Raw genomic sequence first — 21593 nt, 5'->3', positions numbered from 1 at the left:
CTCGGCGCGCCGCATTGAACGGTATGCAGATGGTTTACAACGGCGTGCCGAGGTCGTCCTCCAGAGGACCATCTCTTGCCCTGCAGGGCAATTCACCTTGTCACGCCCTACGAAAAAAATGGTTAAGGTGAAATTATGTACCAACCTTTAGCAGACAAAATCCGTCCGAAGACTTTGGACGATGTGGTCGGGCAGCGGCATTTACTGGGCGAAAACGGCCTTTTGCGCCGCGTCATTGAAAGCGGCAGCATCCCGAACCTGATATTTTACGGGCCGTCCGGCGTGGGCAAGACCACGGTCGCGTCCATCATCGCGCAGCAGACCGACCGCAAGTTATACCACTTAAACGCCACCACGGCGGGCATTGCCGACATCAAGGCGATCATTGACGAGCTGGACACCTTCCTTGCGCCGAACGGTGCGCTCGTGTACCTCGATGAGATCCAGTATTTCAACAAAAAGCAGCAGCAGAGCCTGCTGGAGTTCATCGAAACCGGCAAGATCACGCTCATCGCATCCACGACGGAAAACCCGTATTTTTACATCTACAACGCGATTTTAAGCCGCTGCACGGTATTCGAGTTCAAGCCGGTCGAGGCTGCCGATATGCGCCGTGCAGTGGAACGTGCGTTGAAACTTGCGATGGGCGAGGACGCAAAGCCGGTCGAGGACGGCGTGGCGGATTACATCGCGCAGGCGGTCGGCGGCGACGTGCGAAAGGCGCTCGGCGCGGTCGAGCTGCTCGTCTCCGGTGCGGGGGCGGACGGCATCACGCTCGCGGACGCGCAGCAGGCGGCGCAGCGCTCGAATATGCGCTACGACCGCGACGGTGACAGCCACTATGACATCCTCTCGGCGCTGCAGAAGTCCGTGCGTGGCTCCGACCCGGATGCCGCCCTGCATTATCTCGCGCGGCTGCTCGAGGCAGGCGATATGATCTCCGCGGCGCGGCGCATGCTCGTTATTGCGAGTGAGGATATCGGTTTGGCGTACCCGCAGTGCGCCGCCATCGTCAAGGCGTGCGTGGACAGCGCGTTTCAGCTGGGATTGCCCGAGGCGCGGATTCCGCTCGCGGAGGCGATCATTTTGATGGCAACTGCGCCCAAATCCAACAGTGCCATCAATGGTATTGATGCCGCCATTGCCGATATTCGGGCGGGCAGGGCAGGCGATATTCCGGCGCACCTTAAGGATGCGCATTACGGCGGCGCAAAGAAATTAGGCCGCGGACTGACGTATCAGTATCCGCATATGTATCCTAATCACTGGGTGCAGCAGGAGTATCTGCCCGAGGAGCTGCGCGGCGCACAATACTACGAATACGGCCCGAATAAGACCGAACAGGCCGCAAAAGCGTACTGGGATAGAGTGAAAAATCAGAAATAATTGAAAAATGGAAAATGGAGAATGAACGTGACGGTTTCATTCTCCATTTTTTGCTGTTTACTCGAAAACGGTTTTAACCGGCTTTTTATCGCATCCAACCGGCGTATAGGTCCACGCATCAATATGTCCGCCCGTGATGAAATACCGTGGCGGTGTCGGTGCGTCATACGGCGAGAGAACGTCGATGACGGTCAGCTTTACCTTCATCCGCTGCGGCAGGATGGACTTGATGTACACGGATACCGCCATGCCGGGATGAAGATCCGCACGCGGCTCCGCAAGGCCGGACAGGTTGGGCGTAAGCTCGATGAACACGCCGTACGGCTCGATGGAGCGGACAACGCCGCGCACGGTCTCACCGACGGAGAACAGCGCCGCGTTCTGCGCCCAGGTGCCGAGCAGCTCGCGGTGGGTGAGCGAAATTCTTCGGTTTTCCGGCTCCACGGTGCGGACAGCCGCCAGAATGGACTGCCCGACGGTCAATCGGTCGCTCGGGTGGCAGATGCGCGACACGGACAGATTTTCGATGCCGATGAGCGACGGCACGCCGCAGCCTGCGTCCACGAACGCGCCGAACGGCTCCAGATGCGTTACGCGCGCCGGAATCACGTCACCCGGACGGAGGGAATCGAGCAGCCGGTCCTGCGCCTTCTGCTGAACGATGGTGCGCGACAGCCATGCCGTGGGCGGGTCCGTGCTCTCGTCGATATCGGTGACGACGAAGCAGGTGGGCTTGCCTACACGCGACAGGATGGCAATCTCGCGCGTGTCGCCCTCCGCCACGCCGAGCGCGCAGGACACGCGCGGCAGGATGCCCTGCGCGATGCCGAGGTCGAACAGCAGGTCGTGCGCGGCGGTGCACCGCTGTGCGACAGCTTCCAGAATGCGTCCCTCGTCCTGCGCCTGCCGCAGTGCGCCGAGCGTTGAAAATGCCTGCCGAACCGCAGGCTGTACCATGTAGCTGCCCTCGGGCAGATAGGATTCGCTTGTTTTCATATGCAGCCGAGCCTCCTTTGGGGTCTGCCTTACTATATGTGCAGGCAGGGCAGAGTAGCACCAAATTTCGCAAAAGCGCATAGTCTGTAAGCAGAAATTATGGATAAGGGGCTGATTGGAATGGCGAATTCGGCAAATATTTCGCTGTCGGCGCTGCGGGACGGACAGCGGGCGCGGGTCGCGGCGCTGCACCTCAGCGGCGGCATGCGGCGGCGCGTGCAGGATTTAGGGTTAGTGCCGGGCACGCGCGTAACCTGTGTGCGGCGTGCGCTCTCGGGCGACCCGATCGCGTACCGGATACGCGGCGCGGTGGTTGCCCTGCGTAAATGCGATGCCGCTCAAATCGAGGTGCAGCCATGAGGCGCACCGTGGCGTTGGCGGGCAACCCGAACGTCGGCAAATCGACCGTGTTCAACGCCCTGACCGGCAGCCGTCAGCACACCGGCAACTGGAGCGGAAAAACAGTCGCGTGCGCCGAGGGCAGGCTGCGCGGCGGCGGTCTGACGCTGACCGACCTGCCGGGTACTTACTCGCTGCGGGCGCACTCGGAGGAGGAGCGTGCCGCGCGGGAATTTCTGGTTTCGGGTCAGGCGTGCGCGGTGGTGCTCGTGGCGGACGCGGGCTGTCTGGAGCGCAGCCTCATCCTTGCTTTGCAGGTACTGGAGGTACAGAAAAACGCCATTCTGTGCCTGAATCTCATGGATGAAGCCGCGAAAAAGGGCATTGAGATTGATGTTGCCGCGCTCGAGCGGGAGCTTGGCATACCGGTGATACCGTGCGCCGCACGGCAGGGAAAGGGTCTGCACGAGCTCGAAGCCGCGATACGCCGAGCGGCGGCAGGCGAAAATGAAACGCACCCGACCGCTATCCGCTATCCGGCGATGGACGAGGATTTGACGGAGGAGCAGAGGGACGATATTGCAACCGCAGCGGCGGCACTCCGCGCGGAGGAGATCGCGCTGACGTGCGTCAAGCAGTCGGAATGCGTCTGCGCGCGGGATGATAAAGCGGACGATGTGATCCTCAGCCGGAGGCTCGGCGTGCCGCTCATGCTTTTACTGCTCGCAGGCGTGTTTTACATCACTCTATTCGGCGCAAACGTGCCGAGCGAGTGGCTGAGCACGCATCTTCTGGCACTCGGCACGCCGTTTGCGGGTGCGCTTGCGAAGCTGGGACTGCCGCCGTTTTTCGTCTCGATGCTGACCGACGGGCTGTGGCGCGTACTGGCAACCGTGGTCTCGGTCATGCTGCCGCCGATGGCGATCTTTTTCCCGCTGTTCACGCTGCTCGAGGACGCGGGCTACCTGCCGCGCGTGGCGTTTCAGCTTGACCACGCCTTCCAGTGCGCGAGAGCGAGCGGCAAGCAGAGCCTGACCATGTGCATGGGCTTCGGGTGCAACGCCTGCGGCGTGACAGGCTGCCGCATCATCGACTCGCCGCGGGAGCGGCTGATCGCCATCCTCACCAACAGCTTTGCGCCGTGCAACGGACGGTTTCCGCTGCTTATTTTTCTGTGCGCGGTGTTTTTCGCGGGCAGCGCGGCAGGCGGCGCGCTGCTGCTGACCGGCGTCATCGCGGCAAGCGTGGGATTGACGTTGCTCGTGTCGCGCATTCTCTCGGCAACGGTTTTGCGCGGAGAGGCGGTGTCGTTTGCGCTCGAGCTGCCGCCGTACCGCATGCCGCAGATCGGGCGCGTTATCGTGCGCAGCGTGCGCGACCGGACGCTGTTCGTCCTTGCGAGAGCCGCCGCTGTGGCGGCTCCGGCGGGCGTGCTCATCTGGCTGCTCGCCAATGTGCAGATCGGGAATACAGCTATCCTGTCGCACATCACGGCATTTTTAGACCCGGCAGCGCGGGTGTTCGGAATAGACGGCGTGATTCTGCTTGCGTTCATCCTCGGCTTTCCGGCGAACGAGCTGGTCATGCCGCTCATCGTGATGGGCTACCTCTCGTCCGGCACGATTGTCTCCGGCGTGGACTTTGCCTCCTTCCGTGCGCTGCTGCTGGCAAACGGCTGGACGGTGCAGACCGCGCTCTGCACACTGGTGCTCACCGTGGCGCATGCACCGTGCTCGACAACCTGCCTTACCATCCTGCAGGAGACGCGCAGCGCAAAGTGGACACTGGCGGCGGTGCTGATTCCTGCGGGAGTCGGGCTTGCCTTTTGCATATTGATACGCTGCATGCTTGCTTCGGCAGGCTGAAAAGCAGGAAAAAAGTGCGTTTTTTTTTTTTTTTTTAGGGTAAAACGTGTGAAATGTTAAAAAATCTGCATTTTCAAAACAAAATAGCTTGCATAAACCTGTAAAGAATGTTATCATACTAATGGATTATTTTAGCGTTATCCCTGCCGGTTTTCTGCCCTGCAGACCTCGGCTTTTATGCATGCAGATGCATGCAGGAACACGATTTGTTTTATGCGGCCTGTGATCAATCAATCACGGTATCTATTGCTTGACCGGCAGGAGGTTTTAGCACGAATGAAAGAGAAAAGCACGATTCTGATCGTAGATGATTCCGAGCTGAATCGCACGATCTTAGCCGATATTCTTGGTGATGAATACAATTTTATCGAGGCGGAAAACGGCGCACGCGCGATCGAGCTGCTGCGGGCGCACACCGATATCGACCTTATCCTGCTGGATATGGTCATGCCGGAGATGAACGGCTTTGACGTACTGACCGCGATGAACAACAACCGCCAGATCGAGGATATCCCGGTGGTGATGATCTCGGCGGAGAACGGCATCGAGCACATCGAGCGCGCGTACGACCTCGGCGTTATCGACTATATCAGCCGCCCGTTCGACTGCATGGTCGTGCGCCGCCGCGTGGTCAACGCGCTGATACTGGCTGCCAAGCAGAAGCGGCTGATGCGGCTGGCCGCCGAGCAGATTTACGAAAAAGAGAAGATCAGCGACCTGATGATCAATATCTTCAGCCATATTGTCGAGTTCCGCAACGGCGAGAGCGGCCCGCATGTGCTGCACATCCGCACCATTACCGAGGTGCTGCTGAACCGTCTGGTGCAGAAGACCGACCGCTATTCGCTGACGCAGGAGGACATTCAGCTGATCTCGAGTGCGTCCGCGCTGCACGATATCGGCAAGGTCAGTATTCCGGATGAGATCATCAACAAGCCCGGCAAGCTGACAAAGGAAGAGTTTGAGATCATGAAGTCGCACACGACGGTCGGCGCGGATATCCTGCACGACCTGCCGTTCTCGAATGAGGAGCCGCTGCTCAAGACCGCGTATGAGATCGCGCGCTGGCATCACGAGCGCTACGACGGCCGCGGCTATCCGGACGGCCTGACCGGCGAGGAGATCCCGATTGCGGCGCAGGTCGTTTCGGTTGCCGATGTGTACGACGCGCTGACAAGCGTGCGCTGCTACAAGTCCGCGTATGACCACGAGACCGCCCTGCGGATGATCGTAAACGGCGAGTGCGGCACGTTCAATCCGCTGCTGCTCGAGTGCCTGCTCGATGCGTCGCTGCAGATCAGGGAGCGTCTGCGCGAGGCCAACGAGGGATATATGCACAGCACGGCGCACACGCAGCAGCTTTCGACCGAAATGATGCTCAAGCAGGCGACGCCGCAGGTCGGGCGCTCGATTCAGGCGCTCGAGACCGAGCGTATCAAGACCGACTTCTTTGCCAAGCAGTCCTGCGGCATTCAGTTCGACTATGATGCGGCAACGCGCACCATCTCTGTGACGGACCACACGGATACGCTGCCGTTTGGCAGCCGTCTGTATGATGCGGCGGATACGGAAAAATTCACGATCTTCAGCAAGGATGACCTTCATCGCCTGGAAAACGCGCTGTATGTTACCACGCGGGATGCTCCGGATGTCAGCATGCCGATCACCCTGCGGTTTCCGGAGAACGGCTGGGAACACGAGTACATGCTCGCGGCTCGTGCGCTCTGGTCGAGTGACGCCAAGCCGCGGTATCTCGGCGCTGTCGGTCAGTTCCGCGAGATGCAGACCGATATCATGCTGCCGGAAATGGCGCTGCCGGATTCCGGCGCTGTCACCGGAAGACAGCTTGCGGCTTCAATGGAGGGCATGAGCCGTATTTTTGATGTGGTGCGGCTGGTTGATCCGAAAAGGGGCGAAATCCTGCAGCTGAATGCGGACGGCACGTTCTCGGACCGCGTCCTGCCGTGCTCTCCGGTGTGGAATCACGGAAAGCGATGCAGCAGATGTATTTCCCGCCGCTGCATGGAGGAAAAGACGCGCATGAGCAAGCTGGAGCTTACCGACGAGTGCGCGTATCAGCTGATTTCGCGCTATCTGCTCGTGGACGGACGCGAGTGCGTGCTCGAGCTGGGCAGCAGGCTCAGCGACAGCGTTTGGGTGACGAGCGGCGGGCGGCAGTTCCGGCTGGATGCCTCGCACGGAGAGGATTTTTATCTGGATCCGGTGACGGGCGCGTACGGGCGCCGCTACCTCGAGGACCAGCAGCCCGAGCTGGAAAAGGCGGAGGCACTGGCGGTGATCGACATTGACAACTTTAAGGAGATCAACGACGAATACGGCCACCTTGCGGGCGACGCGGTGCTGCGGCACGTTGCGAACGTCATTCTCTCGCGCGTCAACATAGCGGACACACTCGTCCGCTACGGCGGCGATGAATTTGTGCTGCTGCTGTCGCATATCCCGGCGGAGAAATTCCGTTCGACACTCGAGCGCATTCGGGGAGCCGTGTACACAACCGAAATACCGCAGTACGAGAATATCCACCCGACCGTCAGCATCGGCGGTGTGTATCAGGCGCATCCGCTGGTCGAGGCCATCCGCCGGGCGGACAAGCTGATGTACTGGGCAAAGCAAAAGCGCAACGACGTACAGACCTGAGGAGGAGTACATACATGAATCTGGAAGAGTTTTACGCACAGATCGGCGGCGATTATGCGGACACGCTGCAGCGCCTGTGCAATGAGAACATGGTGAAAAAGTTCGTGAAGAAGTATCAGGACGACCCGACCTGCGCCGACCTGCACAACGCGGCCCTGCAGCAGGACTGGGAGGCTGCCTTCCGCGGTGCGCATACCCTCAAGGGCGTAGCGCAGAACCTTGGCTTTGAGCGGCTGTATCAGGTCAGCGCTGTGCTGACCGAGGCCATGAGAGGCAATAAGCCGCTCGAGGACAGGAGCCTGCTCGACGCTGTGGAGCAGCAGGATGCCGCAATCCGCAGAGCGATTTCGGAGCTTGAGTAAAAGCAAAGGACGAACCGTTGGTTCGTCCTTTTTTCTTGACTTTACCGGATAAAGTGGGTATCCTGAACTTAAGGTAATACCACATAATTGAACAAGAGCGATTTGCGTAAAGCGCCGCGGCAGCGCGACCGGAGCCTGCGCAAGGAGCCGCAGCTTTAATTATGTGGTATTGCCTCAAGTAAAGGAGGAAAGACCCATGCAGGTATTGGAAAACGAACGCTTTTGCGTGGAAATTAACGAATTCGGTGCCGAACTGACCCGCTTTACGAGCAAAAAGGACGGCACGGAATACGTCTGGAAGGGCGATCCGGCGGCATGGAAACGCCATGCGCCCATTCTGTTCCCAATCGTGGGACGGCTCAAGGATAAGACCTATACGGTGGACGGTAAGCCGTATGAGATCACGCAGCACGGCTTCGGGCGCGATCTGGAGTGGCAGGCACAGAAAATCAGCGGCACCTGTGCGGAATTCACGCTCACGCCGAGCGAGTACACGAAGAAGATGTATCCGTGGGATTTTATCTGCACCGTGCGCTATACTTTGGACGGAAATGCGCTGAAAAAGGAGCATATCGTCAAGAATACGAGCGATTCCGTGATGTATTATGAGGTTGGCGGCCATGACGCCTACACGCTCTGCTGGGAGGACGGCGAGAAGATAACCGACTACTATGTGGAGTTTGAGGGCACGAACGCGCTCAGCCGCATTGCAACCGACGAGAACGTCATGCTGACCGCCGACCGCGTTTCCGTTCCGCTGACCGACGGCAGGCTGCCGATTTCCCGCGAGCTGTTTGCAAACGATGCGGTCATGACCGAGGGTCTGCCGTTCCGCACGGCAACCATTGCCAGCACGAAGAACCGCCGCCGTGTGACGATGGACTTCACCGACTTCGACTATTTTGCAGTGTGGAGCCCGTACAAGGATTTCGAGGTGCCATTCGTCTGCCTCGAGCCGTGGAGCACCCTGCCGGACGGCAATCACCTTGACCATGCCATTGAGCACAAGCAGGGCATCCGCAAGCTGAATCCAAACGAGAGCGAAACCCTGACGTTCACCACCATCATCGATGAATAAGTTATCCACCGTCTGTGGATAAAAAAGAGGACTGCGTTTGCAGTCCTCTTTGCTTTACTCTGCGCTCGAAAGCATGAGTTTGATTCGGTTTTCCTGATTGATCTTGGACGCGCCCGGGTCGTAATCCACCGCGACGATATTCGCCTGCGGGTACACCTCGCGGATTTTTCGGATCATGCCCTTGCCCGCGATGTGGTTCGGCAGACAGCCGAACGGCTGGGTGCAGACGATGTTGGTTACGCCTTCGCTGATCAGCTCGACCATTTCAGCGGGCAGCAGCCAGCCTTCGCCCATCTTGACGCCCTGACCGATAATGGCGTGCGACTTTTTGCGTACCTCGTCAAACGGCATCGGCGGACGGAAATGACCGTCCTTTTTCATCATTTTGATGATATCGGCCTGCTTGCCGAGCACGAACTGGTACACCATCTTGTAGACGGCGGCGGTTTTGCCGTTGCGGCCGTACAGCTCGTGGTCGATGACCGAGTTGTAGATGCAGTACAGGCAGAAGTCCATCAGACCGGGCAGCACCGGCTCGCAGCCTTCGCTGAGCAGGAATTCTTCCAGACGGTTGTTGCCGAGCGGTGAGAACTTGACGTAGATCTCACCGACAATGCCGACCAGCTTTTTCTTCTGCGTTTTATCCAGCTTCAGCTTGCCGAATACGGCCAGAACGAACCGGAACAGGTGCTTTACCTCGCCGTAGCGCACCATGCGCTCGCCGGTGAAGCGCTTGATGACCGCGTCCATGCAGATGTCGATCGCCTTGTCGGTCGAGCCGGGCACGATCTCGTACGGACGGCACTGGTTGGCGACCATCATGATCAGATCACCGATCAGAAGCGCGTACGCCACCTGCACGAGCATGGTCTTGGTCAGCTTGAAGCCGGGGTTGCTCTCCAGACCGGAAAAGTTCAGCGAAATGACCGGAATGAAGCCGTAGCCGTTCTTTTCCAGTGCCTTGCGGAGCAGATGGATATAGTTGGACGCACGGCAGCCGCCGCCGGTCTGCGGCAGGATGAGCGCGATTTTGTGAATGTCGTACCTGCCGGATTCGATCGCGTCCATCAGCTGACCGATGACCAGCAGGGCGGGGTAGCAGGTGTCGTTGTGCACGTTGCGCAGACCCTGCTCCGCGATGTTCGGACCCTCGGTGTGCAGCAGCTCCATGTCGTAGCCGTAGTTTTTCATCAGGCGGCAGATGAGTCCGAGCTGCACGGGCAGCATGTTCGGCACCAGTATCTTATAGGTTTTTCGCATTTCCTCCGTGAACTGCGGGTAGGAATATGCGGGCGTTGCCTCAGGCGTTTTGCTGTTCTGCAAGCTTGCGTCCCTCCTCTACGGCGGCCAGCATACTGCGGATACGGATTTTTGCCGCGCCGAGGTTGCTGATCTCGTCGATTTTCAGCTGTGTGTAAATTTTGCCGCCGTTTTCGCAGATGGCGCGCATCTCGTCGGTCGTGATGGCGTCAATGCCGCAGCCGAAGGACACCAGCTGGATGAGCTGGGCGTTCTCCTTCTGGGTGACGTACTTGGCTGCGCCGTACATACGCGAGTGGTATGTCCACTGGTTGAGAACGTGTACCTCGGGTGCATCGGTCAGCTGCCAGACCGCGTCCTCGGACACGATGACCAGACCGAACGACGCGATCAGCTGGTCGATGCCGTGGTTGATCTCCGGGTCAACGTGATACGGACGGCCTGCAATAACGGCAACGTCAAGGTCGTGCTCGTCCGCGTAGCGGATGGCGCGCTGACCCTCGATGCGAACGTCAATGTAGTATTCGTCCTGCGCCATGTATGCGTCCTCGACAGCGGCGATGACCTGTTTTTTCTTGATCTGCGGGTATTTGCCGCAGAAATACTTAACGGCGTGCTTCGTGAAGCGCTTTTTGTCCGCGAGTTCAAAGTACGGCATCATAAAGTCGAAGTCCGCGAGTGCGGAGACGTTCGCCTTCAAAAGCTCCGGATAGTAGGCAACGACCGGACAGTTATAGTGGTTGGTCGCGCGTTCCTCATCGAGGTTGTAGGTCATGCACGGATAGAAGATGGCATCCACGCCCTTTTCGAGCAGGTTCTCGATGTGGCCGTGCATCAGCTTTGCCGGATAGCAAACCGTGTCGGACGGGATGGAATGCTGACCCTGCATGTACATATCGCGGGTGGAAACGTCACTGAGGACGGTCTCGAAGCCGAGTTTACGCAGGAATGCCGTCCAGAACGGCAGCAGCTCGAAGTTGTTCAGACCGAACGGCAGACCGATTTTTGCAATCGGGTTTGCAATGCCGGACGGCTCACCGTAGCTTTTCAGCTTTTCCAGCTTCCATTTATAAAGGTTGGGCAGGTCGGCCTTTTTCGTGCCGCCGAGCGGACGCTCGCAGCGGTTGCCCGAAATGAAGCGGCGGCCGCCGCCGAAGTCGTTAATCGTCAGATTGCAGTGATTTTCGCACAGACCGCAGCGCGTGGAGCGCACGTTGTGCTCGAAGCCTGCGAGGATATCCGTGCCGATGAGCGTGGTGGTGTCCCTGCGGTTGTCCTTGGCGTGCAGCGCCGCGCCATAAGCGCCCATGAGGCCGGAGATTGCCGGGCGGGTAACATCACGGCCGATTTCCTGCTCGAACGAGCGCAGGATGGCATCATTGAGGAACGTGCCGCCCTGTACAACGATGTGCTGACCGAGGTCGTCCGGCGAGTGGGCGCGGATAACCTTGTACAGCGCGTTCTTGACGACGGATACCGACAGACCGGCGGAAATCGCGTCAATGCCCGCGCCGTCCTTCTGCGCCTGCTTGACCGAGGAGTTCATGAACACCGTGCAGCGCGAACCCAAATCAATCGGGTGCTGTGCAAACAGACCCAGCTTGCAGAATTCCTCGATGGAGTAGCCCATTGAGCGGGCGAACGTCTCGATGAACGAGCCGCAGCCGGACGAGCACGCCTCATTGAGCGAAATATTGTCGATGCACTTGTTGCGGATTTTGAAGCACTTGATGTCCTGACCGCCGATGTCGATGATGAAATCAACATCCGGGCAGAAATGGCGCGCCGCGCGGAAGTGCGCGACCGTCTCGACCAGACCGAAATCCACGCCGAAGGCATTCTGGATGAGCGCTTCGCCGTAGCCGGTGACCGCCGAGGACACGATATGTACGCGGTCACCGCACAGCTCGTACAGGCGGGTGAGCTGCTCGCGGATAACGTCCGCCGGATTGCCCTTGTTGGACTGGTAGTGGTGGAACAAAATCTGGTCGTCCGCACCGATGAGCACCAGCTTGGTGGTGGTGGAGCCGCAGTCGATGCCGAGATATGCGTCGCCCTCGTACATGGTGACGTTCTGCGTCATGACATCGTGCATGGCGTGACGGTGCTTGAATTCCTCGTACTGCTGCTCATCCTCGAACAGCGGCGGCAGGTAGTTGGCAACGACCGGAGCGTCTGCCGCCTTTTCGAGCGCCGCGAGCAGCGAATCGACCGTGTAGGTCTTCTGCGTGCCGCCTGCGTACTCCGCTGCGCCCGCCGCGATGGCATACGGCGCGAGAGCCGGGAAGTGCGCGTGCGCGTCGTCCAGCTTCAGCGTCTCCTGAAAGCGCTTCTGCAGACCCTTGAAGAAGAACAGCGGACCGCCGAGGAACAGCACATCGCCCTTGACCTCACGGCCCTGCGCCAGACCGGCAATGGTCTGGTTGACGACCGCCTGAAAGATGGACGCGGCAACGTCCTCCTTGCGCGCGCCCTCGTTGAGCAGCGGCTGAATATCCGACTTGGCGAATACGCCGCAGCGGGACGCGATGGTGTAGATGCGCTCCGCGCCCTGCGCGAGTTCATCGAGCTCGGACGGTGTAACATCCAGCAGGACCGCCATCTGGTCGATGAAAGCGCCGGTGCCGCCCGCGCAGGAGCCGTTCATGCGCTCCTCCAGCTGACCGGTGAGGAATACGATCTTCGCGTCCTCGCCGCCCAGCTCAATAACAACATCGGCCTGCGGAACGTGCACGCCTACCGCCTTGCGGGTGGCGAACACCTCCTGTACAAAATCAATATCCGCGGCCTTCGCCACGCCTAAACCGGCCGAGCCGGTGATCGAACAGCGGAGGGGCGTGTCCGTGCCGATGAGCTCGCGCGCCGCGCGCACCAGCTCGACCGCCTTTTCACGCACCTTGGAAAAATGCCGTTCGTAGTGCTTGTGGATAATCTCTCCATCGCGGACAACGACGATCTTGACGGTCGTTGAGCCGATGTCGATTCCAACATTTACATTCATAATACCCTTGATCTCTCCCATAACAAAACAGAGCGCCGTTCAGGCAATAATAAGGTATCGCCCTGGCGCAAAGTGAATGCGGGTAAGTGCTGCCGTGCGTCAGCCTGAGAAGGCCATATGATGTGATAAATATGCAGGGCAAATTCTTACCTCTATTACTATAACGGTGCAAGCGGAAAATGTCAATGCGGCGATTTTCTCCTTGGATGCCGAAAATACCCCTTGACAAAGCCGGAATTTTTATATAAAATATACGGCGTAAGTGAATACATGTCCTTATCGAGAGCGGTGGAGGGAACGGCCCTGTGAAACCCGGCAACCTGCGTTGTTTTGCAACGTAAGGTGCCAAATCCGGCGTAAGAATACGAAAGATGAGGGAGCAAAACGAACTTTTCGCTCCCGCTGAGGAGCGTTTTTTAATGCTCTGAAAATGAACTGGAGAAAGGAACTGATACTTAATGGCACATCATTTTTTCACCTCGGAATCGGTTACGGAAGGCCATCCCGATAAAATCTGCGACCAGATCTCGGACGCGATCCTTAACGAGATTTTAACGCAGGATCCGTATGCCCGCGTAGCCTGTGAGACCACCTGCACCACCGGTATGGTTCAGGTAATGGGCGAGATTTCCACTTCCTGCTATGTGGACATCCCGAAGGTTGTCCGCGACACGGTTCGTGAGATCGGCTACGACCGCGCGAAGTACGGCTTTGACTGCGACACCTGCGCTGTCCTGACCGCGATCGACGAGCAGTCCGCCGACATTGCACTCGGCGTTGACAACTCCCTTGAGAGCAAGGAGGGTGCCTCTGAGGCTGACCTCGCTATCGGCGCAGGCGATCAGGGCATGATGTTCGGCTATGCGTGCGATGAGACCAAGGAGCTTATGCCGATGCCGATCTCTCTGGCGCACAAGCTGGCAAAGCGTCTGACTGAGGTACGCAAGAACGGTATGTTCGACTATCTGCGTCCGGACGGCAAGAGCCAGGTTACGGTTGAATATGACGAGGACAATCAGCCTGTCCGCGTGGATACCGTTGTCATTTCCACCCAGCACAGCCCGGAGGTGTCCCTCGCGCAGATCCGCAAGGACATGATCGAGCAGGTGGTAAAGAAGGTCATTCCGTCCCATCTGCTGGATGAGAATACCAAGTATTTCATCAACCCGACCGGCCGTTTCGTTATCGGCGGCCCGCACGGCGACTCCGGTCTGACCGGCCGTAAGATCATCGTGGACACCTACGGCGGCATCGGCCGTCACGGCGGCGGCGCGTTCTCCGGCAAGGACCCGACCAAGGTGGACCGCTCGGGCGCGTATGCGGCTCGCTGGGTTGCGAAGAACATCGTAGCGGCAGGTCTGGCAAAGCGCTGCGAGATTCAGCTGGCGTATGCCATCGGCGTTGCTGAGCCGGTTTCCATCATGGTAGAGACCTTCGGCACCGGCGTTGTTGGCGACGATGTGCTTGAGAAGGCCGTAGAGAAGGTGTTCGACCTGCGTCCGGCAGCAATCATCGAGCAGCTTGACCTGCGCAAGCCGATCTACAAGCAGTTGGCAGCTTACGGCCACATGGGCCGCGAGGAGCTTGGCGTCAAGTGGGAGAATACCGATAAGGTTGAGGCGCTTAAGGCAGCGGTAAACGGTTAATTTGCGCTGAAATTGCATAGAGAAAGGCTCTGGAGCATATCCGGAGCCTTTTAGTCTGTCAAAAAAGTCAGATTGGCGTATTGCGTTTCGTGCGACAGCACGCATAAAATAGAATTTGCGAAGCAAATTCATAAATTCCGGGAGCATGTATCGCGGAATTTATACAAGGGAAGAAAAAATGTGCCCGCAGGGCGCGGTTTTTCTTCAGTATTCGCTCGAAAGCGTGGTTTCGAGCGAGAGGCTGCTCGGAAAACGATAGTTTTTCGACAGCCTCAAAGGCTCTGGAGCATATCCGGAGCCTTTTTTGTATCTCAAAATTTCGCGGCAGGGATTGAGCCGATGCAGGGAAATTGGTTCACATATCTCGCGTGATCTGCCGAAACCGCAGCAAAAACAGTGTTGTTGTTGTAGCCGCGGCTAATAAATCCGCGACCGGCTCTGCGAGGAACACGGCGAACAGCTTATCTGCGAAAAAGTGCGGCAGGACTAAAATAAACGGTATCAGCAGGAAAACCTTGCGCTCGAGCGCGAGAAAAAGCGAGATACGCGCCTCGCCGAGCGACACAAACGACTGCTGGAATCCGGTCTGGAACGCATTGGTAAATCCGAGCGCAAAGTACACGCGCAGCGCCCAGACGGTGCGTTCGACCAGTTCCTCATCCGAGGTGAACAGGTGCACGACCGTATGCGGGAACAGCTGCACAGCTGCCCAGATCGAAAACGCGAACACGAACGCCGCCGCAAGATTCAGCTGCACGACGCGCTTCATGCGGTCGGGTCGCTTCGCGCCGCAGGCGTAGCTGAGGATGGGCTGCGCGCCCTGCGCCAGACCGGTCAGCGGCAGCTGCACCATTTGCGCCACCGAGGTCAGGATGGTCATTGCGCCGACGGCTGCGTCGCCGCCGTACTTTTGCAGCGATACGTTGAACGCGATGGTGAGCAGGCTTTCTGTGGACTGCATGACAAACGGGGACGCGCCCAGACCGACTGCGGATGCCAGAACCGGTCGGTCGATGCGGAAATACGCGCGTTTTAAGCGCAGAACCGTCTGCTTTCCGGTCAGAAACCGCAGAACCCATGCCGCAGACACCGCCTGCGAGATAATTGTCGCCACAGCCGCGCCGCGCACGCCCATTTTCAGCACGAAGATGAACAGCGGGTCAAGCACGGTGTTGAGCACCGCACCGATGACAACGGTTTTCATCGCAACCGAGGAGCGGCCCTGCGCGGTGATGAAGCCGTTCAGACCGAGCGATGTCATCACGAAAACCGTGCCGAGAACGTAGAGGTTGAGGTACTGCATCGCATACGGCAGGGTGTCGGCAGATGCGCCGAACAGTTTCAGTAATGGCGCCTGAAACAGCAGGAAAAGTGCTGTCAGCACGAGCGCCAGCGCCCAGAGCGCCGCCGTACACGTTCCGAGGATGCGTTCTGCGCGGTCGTGCTCCTTTGCGCCGAGCGCGATAGACGCCCGCGGTGCGCCGCCCATGCCGATCAGCGCCGCAAACGCCGAGATGAGCGTGATGACAGGGAAGGTGACGCCCATGCCGGTCAGCGCCAGCTTGCCCTCGAGCGGGATGCGTCCGATGTAAATGCGGTCCACGATGCTGTACAGCAGGTTGACAACCTGCGCTGTGATGGTCGGCAGCGCCAGCCGAAACAGCAGCGGCCCTACGGGTGCTGTGCCGAGGGCCGCTGTCTGCTGATTCTGTTGTTCACTCATGCCTTGCTGTCCTCACGGATGAGCACGCGGATGGCCTCCACGGCGGCCTTTACGCCGCGCTCGGTGGCGTCAGGCGGGATAGCGGGAGCATCATCGTTGTCCGCGTTCCACAGCACGTTGAGCACCGCGCCGCACCGGACGTGCAGCACCTGCGCGACGATCATGAGCGCGGCTGTCTCCATCTCGCTGGTGAGCGCGCCTGCCGCCTTCCATGCCTTCCACTTGGCGGTCAGCTCGTCCGCAATGGGCATCTGCGCGGGACGGATTTCGCCGTAAAAGCTGTCCTTGGACTGGATTACGCCCGTGTGATACGGGAAGCCGAGCGCCTGCGCCGCCTCATGCAGCGCGGAAACAACGGAAAAATCCGCGACTGCCGGGAACTCGATGGGGAGGTACTCGCGGCTCGTGCCCTCCTGCCGGATGGCGCCGGTGGCGATAACGATATCGCCGCCCTTTACCTTGTCCACAATGCCGCCGGACGTGCCCACGCGGATGAACGTGTCCGCGCCGCACTCGACCAGCTCCTCCATGGCGATGGCAGCCGACGGACCGCCGATGCCGGTCGAGCAGACCGCAACCGGAACGCCGTCCAGAGAGCCTGTCCACAGCGTGTACTCGCGGTTGTGCGCGATCTGCTTCGGGTCGTCGAAATACTGCGCGATCTTCTCGCACCGCGCCGGATCGCCGGGCAGAATGACGTACCGCCCGATATCGCCCTTGGTGATTTGAATGTGCATTTGCTTGCCGTCGATCAACATACGATTTCACCCTCCCGTTCTACGGTTCTGATGTTTTTCTCCGCCTTGCTGCGCGGCAGCATGACCTCATGCCCGCAGCCGAGGCATTTCAGTTTGAAATCCATACCGATACGCAGCACCTGCCACTGCTTGCTGCCGCACGGGTGCTGTTTTTTCATGGTAAGAATGTCGTTTACCTGTATATCCATTGGGTTCACTTCCTTTGGTGGGAGCAATACCGCTATGCGGTGTTACCCCTACCTATTATCATAGTAGATGGGGATGTTCAGATTCGCTCTAAAAGGCACACGCAGTGCGCGGCAATGCCTTGTTTGGAGCCGGTAAAGCCCAGTCCCTCCTCGGTGGTGGCCTTGACCGAAACCTGCTCGACCGCGCAGCCGATGGCGGCCGCTAAGTTTTCGCGCATCTGCAGAATGTGCGGCGCGAGCTTGGGCGCCTGCGCGAGCACGGTCGCATCCAGATTGCCGAGCTGCCAGCCGCTTTCGCGCACGAGCGCGGCAACGTGCCGCAGCAGCGCGATGCTGTCCGCGCCCTTGTAGCGCGGGTCGGTATCCGGAAAGTGCCCCCCGATGTCACCGAGCGCGAGTGCACCGAGCAGGGAATCCATGACGGCGTGCGTGAGCACATCCGCGTCCGAGTGACCGTCCAGACCAAGCTCAAACGGAATGTTCACACCGCCGATGATGCACGGTCTGCCGGAGACCAGTCTGTGTACGTCGTAACCGTGTCCGATGCGCATATTACTTGTCCTCCCTTGTGAGGAGCGCTTCTGCAACGAGAATGTCCTCCGGCGTGGTGATCTTAATGTTCTGGTAGCTGCCGTGGGTTGCCTTGACGATGGTGCCGAGCGACTCGACAGCCGCGCAGTCATCGGTGAAGCTGTAGCCGCGCTCGGCAGCCGAGGTGAGCGCACGGCGGAGCAGGTCCTTGCGGAATACCTGCGGGGTCTGCACCGCGGCAAGCGTGTCGCGGGCGACATCGGCGGCGATATTGCCGTTTTCGATGCGCTTGATGCTGTCCTTGACCGGAACGACCGGCGCGGCAGCACCGCACGCGGCGGCGGTAGTAACCGCCTCGGTAATAACGGCCTCGGAGACGAGCGGGCGGGCGCCGTCGTGTACGGCAACAAGCACGGCATTTTCCGGTGCGGCCGTGATGCCCGCGAGAACGGATTCCGTGCGGGTCTCGCCGCCGCGCGTCACCGTGCACAGCTTGTCAATGGAGAAGGCTTTCGCCAGCTCGGTGTAGGGCATGATGTCCTGCTCGCGGCAGACGAGCACGATATCGCGGATGGCGGCGCATTTCTGGAAGGCGGAAAGCGTGCGTGCGAGGACGGGTACGCCGTCAATCTCGAGCAGCAGCTTGTTTTCGCCGCCCATGCGGCGGGAGGAGCCTGCCGCTACGATAACAGCGCATACGGCGGGGAGATCAGTTTTTTTTCTGCGTTTTCCCAGCATAATTGTTCGGTCCTTTCTATCAAAAGGCTTTGTGAGCCTTTTGGTTCGTTTGGATAAATCTTTGTACCGTTATTTTACACGATTTCGGCAAAATTTACAAGGCTTGTGAAAATTTATCGTAGGGCGGGGCACTCCGGAGCGGCTTCATCTGCAACGATTATCCCGCAGAGGAGCACAGTGTGCGCCCGAACAGCGTAAAATCGAACGGTTTGCGGGCGAACAATGTTCGCCCCTGCGGTTATGCGCGTCCAAAGGAAACGGCGACCATCAATCCAGCGAGAAACAGCCACCCGCCAAATCCCGACTTCCACAGGAGGACACCGCCCGCAAGGAGAACGAGAACGGACACGCCCGCGATCCCGTCTAACAGGAAAGCGCATCGCCCGTCCGCGAGGTGCCGGAGCGCCATGCCGCCGTCGAGCGGGGGCACGGGCAGCAGGTTGAACAGCCCGAGCAGGGCACTCGCGCCGGCAAGCCGGTACGCGCCGAGCGGGTTCGCCAGTGCGGTGAGCGCAAAGCTGGCCGCCGGTCCGGCGAGGCAGATGGCGGCGCGCGAAAACGGCGATGGCGGCAGGCTGCACCGCAGGACAGCGCCGCAGGCGGTCAGGCACAGGGCGTGCACCGTGCCGCCGGACAGACGAATGACGAAAAGGTGTCCGCACTCGTGTACAGCCGCCGCAAGCAGGAAAATGGGCAGTACGCCGCTCTCATCCGCGCACCAGAGCGCAGCCATGAGCACAAGAAAACCGTCGCGGACCTGAATCCGGCTCACAGTGCGAGATAGTCGGCGGGATCGAGCGCTGCGCCGTTGTGCCACAGCTCGAGGTGCAGGTGCGGACCGGTGGCGTTGCCGGTCTGGCCGACCTTGGCGATCTGCTCGCCGCAGGTCACTTTATCACCGACTTTGGCGGAAATGCTGCTGCAGTGCGCGTATAGGGTTGCAAAACCGTCCGCGTGATCGACAATGACATACAGGCCGTAGCCGGATTCGCCGGTCTCGCGCACCGTGCCGTCCGCGAAGGCGGTGATGGGCGTGCCCTCGTCCGCGGCAAGGTCAAGCCCATAGTGAAAGCCCGGCTGGCCGGTGATGGGACTGAGCCTGCTGCCGAAAGAGGACGTCAGCGTGCCGGAAGTCGGCGTGGTGTGCTCGAACTCCAGCGGATAGACGGTCTGGTCAACCGTGTCGGGGAACAGGGTCTGGTCGCGGTCTAAAATATCGTCCGCACCGCCGGAGGATTCCGCAGGAACGGTATCTGCGGGCATGGCAGAGCCGCCGAATACCGCAAGAACATGGTCAGCATTTGCCGCGCCGGACAGGGCGGAAGCCGCCTTTTCGCGCACGGTCTGCGCGAAGGGGATATCGGCGTACTTTATCACACCGGCAGCGAGAACCAGCGTTACGATGAATAACAGTCCTTTTCCGTGGCGTTTTTCGGTCATGGGGTACCTCCTTGAAATGTTGCACAGATTGAATGAACACCGCAGGGCGGGGCACCCCGCCCTACGAATATCCTATGAATAGCGAAGAAGGTCTATGATGTTCTCAGCGTGAGAAAAATTTTGCAGGCTCTCCCTGCAAAAACGGCGGCAGAATGGAAGTAATTTGCAGGAATCCTTGTAGGGCGGACAAGTGTTCTTGTGAGAAGATACAAAAAACGTAAAGTTACTCAAAAGATAATCAGTAGATTATCTGAAATTGTATTCTCAGCGCAAAAAAAGTGAGCCGAAATGCGGAAATGGTAGTATAATGTGAAGCATAATCCAAGACACCCGATAGGGTATGCCGATTCGGGGGAAACAAAGGAGAAGATTTCACCATGAAGAAAACACTCAGTATGCTTCTTGCCGGCGCTATGCTGGCTACGGCGCTGACCGGCTGCGGCGGTTCCGCTTCGAGCAGCTCCGATTCGCAGAACAGCGGCTCCGACAGCACCGCTTCCGGCACTGCCTTCCAGATTGGCGGCACCGGCCCGCTGACCGGCGCGAATGCTATTTACGGCAATGCCTGCAAGAACGGCGCACAGATCGCGGTTGACGAGATCAACGCTGAGGGCGGCGATATTCAGTTTGAGCTGAACTATCAGGACGACGAGAGCGACGCAGAGAAGGCGGTAAACGCCTACAACACCCTGAAGGACTGGGGCATGCAGCTGTCCCTCGGCTCCGTAACCTCCAAGCCGTGCGAGGCTACCGCCGCTGAGAATTACAGCGACCGCATCTTCGCGCTGACCCCGTCCGCATCCTCCGTTGCAGTAACCGAGGGCAAGGACAACGTATTCCAGATGTGCTTTATGGACCCGAACCAGGGCACCGCATCCGCACAGTACATCGCAGAGCAGAAGCTCGGCACCAAGGTTGCGATCATCTGGAAGAACGATGACGTTTACTCCACCGGCATTCACGACAAGTTCGTAGAAGAGGCAAAGACCAAGGGCCTCGAGGTCGTTTCCGACAAGACCTTCACCGATGCTTCCGCGAACGACTTCTCCGTTCAGCTGAACGAAGCAAAGAGCAAGGGCGCTGACCTGGTATTCCTGCCGATATACTATCAGCCGGCATCCCTGATCCTGACGCAGGCAAACAGCATGGGCTACAAGCCGAAGTTCTTCGGCGTAGACGGCATGGACGGCATTCTGACCATGGAAGGCTTTGATCCCAAGCTGGCCGAGGGCGTAATGCTGCTGACCCCGTTCAACGCAGACGCAACCGATGACAAGACCGCTTCCTTCGTTAAGAAGTACAAGGAGCAGTTCGGCGAGACCCCGAACCAGTTCGCAGCCGACGCTTACGACTGTGTTTACGCTTACAAGCAGGCACTCGAGAATGCAGGCGCTACGCCGGATATGTCCGCTGAGGACCTGTGCGACAAGATGATCGAGCAGTTCACCTCCATGACCTTTGACGGCCTGACCGGCGAGGGCATGACCTGGGATGAGACCGGTGCCGTATCCAAGTCCCCGAAGGGCATGGTTATCGAGAACGGCGCTTACGTTGGTATGTAAGACAGAACCGTAGGGTTCCAACAGCATAAACGCAAGGGCGAGTAAAGGAGGTCTGGCAGCAG

At 59.1% G+C, this 21593-nt stretch carries 18 protein-coding genes and 1 riboswitch; of the genes, 9 read left to right on the top strand and 9 right to left on the bottom strand.

Annotated elements, in window-relative coordinates:
- Positions 1-135: 135 nt before the first annotated feature.
- The gene (locus tag DW088_RS11415; protein ID WP_181967685.1) at positions 136-1386 is read left to right on the top strand and encodes a replication-associated recombination protein A; all 1251 of its coding nucleotides are present in this window, start codon (positions 136-138) and stop codon (positions 1384-1386) included.
- Between the two features lie 57 nt (positions 1387-1443).
- Here DW088_RS11415 and DW088_RS11410 read toward each other — a convergent pair whose 3' ends face one another.
- On the bottom strand, positions 1444-2382 hold the full coding sequence (locus tag DW088_RS11410) for a S1 RNA-binding domain-containing protein (RefSeq protein ID WP_118360815.1): 939 nt from the start codon (positions 2380-2382) through the stop codon (positions 1444-1446).
- 120 nt (positions 2383-2502) lie between these two features.
- Between DW088_RS11410 and DW088_RS11405 the strand changes: the two genes are divergently transcribed.
- The 5 genes from DW088_RS11405 (at position 2503) to DW088_RS11385 (ending at position 8684) form a co-directional block, all read left to right on the top strand.
- Positions 2503-2742: a FeoA family protein gene (locus DW088_RS11405; protein WP_117752354.1), complete on the top strand. Its 240-nt coding sequence runs from the start codon at positions 2503-2505 to the stop codon at positions 2740-2742.
- A complete protein-coding gene (gene feoB, locus DW088_RS11400; RefSeq protein ID WP_243029893.1) occupies positions 2739-4586 on the top strand; it encodes a ferrous iron transporter B in 1848 nt (615 codons plus the stop codon). Before DW088_RS11405 ends, feoB begins: the two co-directional genes overlap by 4 nt.
- 276 nt (positions 4587-4862) lie before the next feature.
- Entirely contained in the window at positions 4863-7244 is a 2382-nt protein-coding gene (locus DW088_RS11395; RefSeq protein ID WP_243029891.1) for a diguanylate cyclase, read from the top strand.
- Positions 7245-7258: 14 nt separating this feature from the next.
- Positions 7259-7606 carry an Hpt domain-containing protein gene (locus DW088_RS11390; RefSeq protein WP_118360812.1) on the top strand — a complete coding sequence of 116 codons (348 nt, stop codon included), beginning with the start codon at positions 7259-7261 and terminating at the stop codon, positions 7604-7606.
- A gap of 196 nt (positions 7607-7802) precedes the next feature.
- Positions 7803-8684, top strand: coding sequence for an aldose 1-epimerase family protein (locus DW088_RS11385; RefSeq protein ID WP_118360811.1), 882 nt, complete (start codon positions 7803-7805; stop codon positions 8682-8684).
- Positions 8685-8738: 54 nt separating this feature from the next.
- Here DW088_RS11385 and DW088_RS16555 read toward each other — a convergent pair whose 3' ends face one another.
- Complete coding sequence (locus tag DW088_RS16555) at positions 8739-10007, bottom strand: 2-hydroxyglutaryl-CoA dehydratase (RefSeq protein WP_330423307.1); 1269 nt, start codon at positions 10005-10007, stop codon at positions 8739-8741.
- A complete protein-coding gene (locus DW088_RS11375) occupies positions 9985-12945 on the bottom strand; it encodes an acyl-CoA dehydratase activase (protein WP_118360810.1) in 2961 nt (986 codons plus the stop codon). Before DW088_RS11375 ends, DW088_RS16555 begins: the two co-directional genes overlap by 23 nt.
- Positions 12946-13218: 273 nt before the next feature.
- A riboswitch (SAM riboswitch) is annotated at positions 13219-13323 on the top strand.
- Between the two features lie 80 nt (positions 13324-13403).
- Here DW088_RS11375 and metK point away from each other — a divergent pair.
- A complete protein-coding gene (gene metK, locus DW088_RS11370) occupies positions 13404-14591 on the top strand; it encodes a methionine adenosyltransferase (protein WP_118360809.1) in 1188 nt (395 codons plus the stop codon).
- Positions 14592-14946: 355 nt separating this feature from the next.
- Here the strand turns inward: metK and DW088_RS11365 are convergent, their stop codons facing one another.
- The 5 genes from DW088_RS11365 to ispD form a co-directional block, all read right to left on the bottom strand.
- On the bottom strand, positions 14947-16314 hold the full coding sequence (locus tag DW088_RS11365; RefSeq protein WP_118360808.1) for an MATE family efflux transporter: 1368 nt from the start codon (positions 16312-16314) through the stop codon (positions 14947-14949).
- Positions 16311-17072, bottom strand: coding sequence for a uridine phosphorylase (gene udp / locus DW088_RS11360; protein WP_118360807.1), 762 nt, complete (start codon positions 17070-17072; stop codon positions 16311-16313). The genes DW088_RS11365 and udp overlap by 4 nt, the downstream gene beginning before the upstream one ends.
- Complete coding sequence (locus DW088_RS11355) at positions 17066-17260, bottom strand: DUF951 domain-containing protein (RefSeq protein WP_117488760.1); 195 nt, start codon at positions 17258-17260, stop codon at positions 17066-17068. The genes udp and DW088_RS11355 overlap by 7 nt, the downstream gene beginning before the upstream one ends.
- A 77-nt stretch (positions 17261-17337) precedes the next feature.
- On the bottom strand, positions 17338-17811 hold the full coding sequence (gene ispF / locus DW088_RS11350; protein ID WP_118360806.1) for a 2-C-methyl-D-erythritol 2,4-cyclodiphosphate synthase: 474 nt from the start codon (positions 17809-17811) through the stop codon (positions 17338-17340).
- 1 nt (position 17812) lies between these two features.
- Positions 17813-18529 (bottom strand): 2-C-methyl-D-erythritol 4-phosphate cytidylyltransferase, encoded by a 717-nt coding sequence (ispD, locus tag DW088_RS11345; RefSeq protein WP_118360805.1) that lies wholly within the window; start codon positions 18527-18529, stop codon positions 17813-17815.
- A 394-nt stretch (positions 18530-18923) separates the two neighbouring features.
- On the opposite strand from ispD, the gene DW088_RS15675 reads away from it, so the two are divergent.
- A complete protein-coding gene (locus DW088_RS15675; protein ID WP_147356565.1) occupies positions 18924-19313 on the top strand; it encodes a hypothetical protein in 390 nt (129 codons plus the stop codon).
- On the opposite strand, the gene DW088_RS11335 is transcribed toward DW088_RS15675, so the two are convergent.
- Positions 19298-19969, bottom strand: coding sequence for a M23 family metallopeptidase (locus tag DW088_RS11335; protein WP_118360803.1), 672 nt, complete (start codon positions 19967-19969; stop codon positions 19298-19300). The two genes, DW088_RS15675 and DW088_RS11335, sit on opposite strands and share 16 nt — an antisense overlap.
- 377 nt (positions 19970-20346) lie before the next feature.
- Between DW088_RS11335 and DW088_RS11330 the strand changes: the two genes are divergently transcribed.
- Positions 20347-21531, top strand: a complete 1185-nt coding sequence (locus DW088_RS11330) for an ABC transporter substrate-binding protein (protein WP_118360802.1) — start codon at positions 20347-20349, stop codon at positions 21529-21531.
- Positions 21532-21593: the final 62 nt, after the last annotated feature.

The sequence above is a fragment of the Butyricicoccus sp. AM05-1 genome (assembly GCF_003474415.1).
Classification (GTDB): domain Bacteria; phylum Bacillota; class Clostridia; order Oscillospirales; family Butyricicoccaceae; genus Agathobaculum; species Agathobaculum butyriciproducens.
This window is presented reverse-complemented; position numbering and strand designations above follow the sequence as displayed.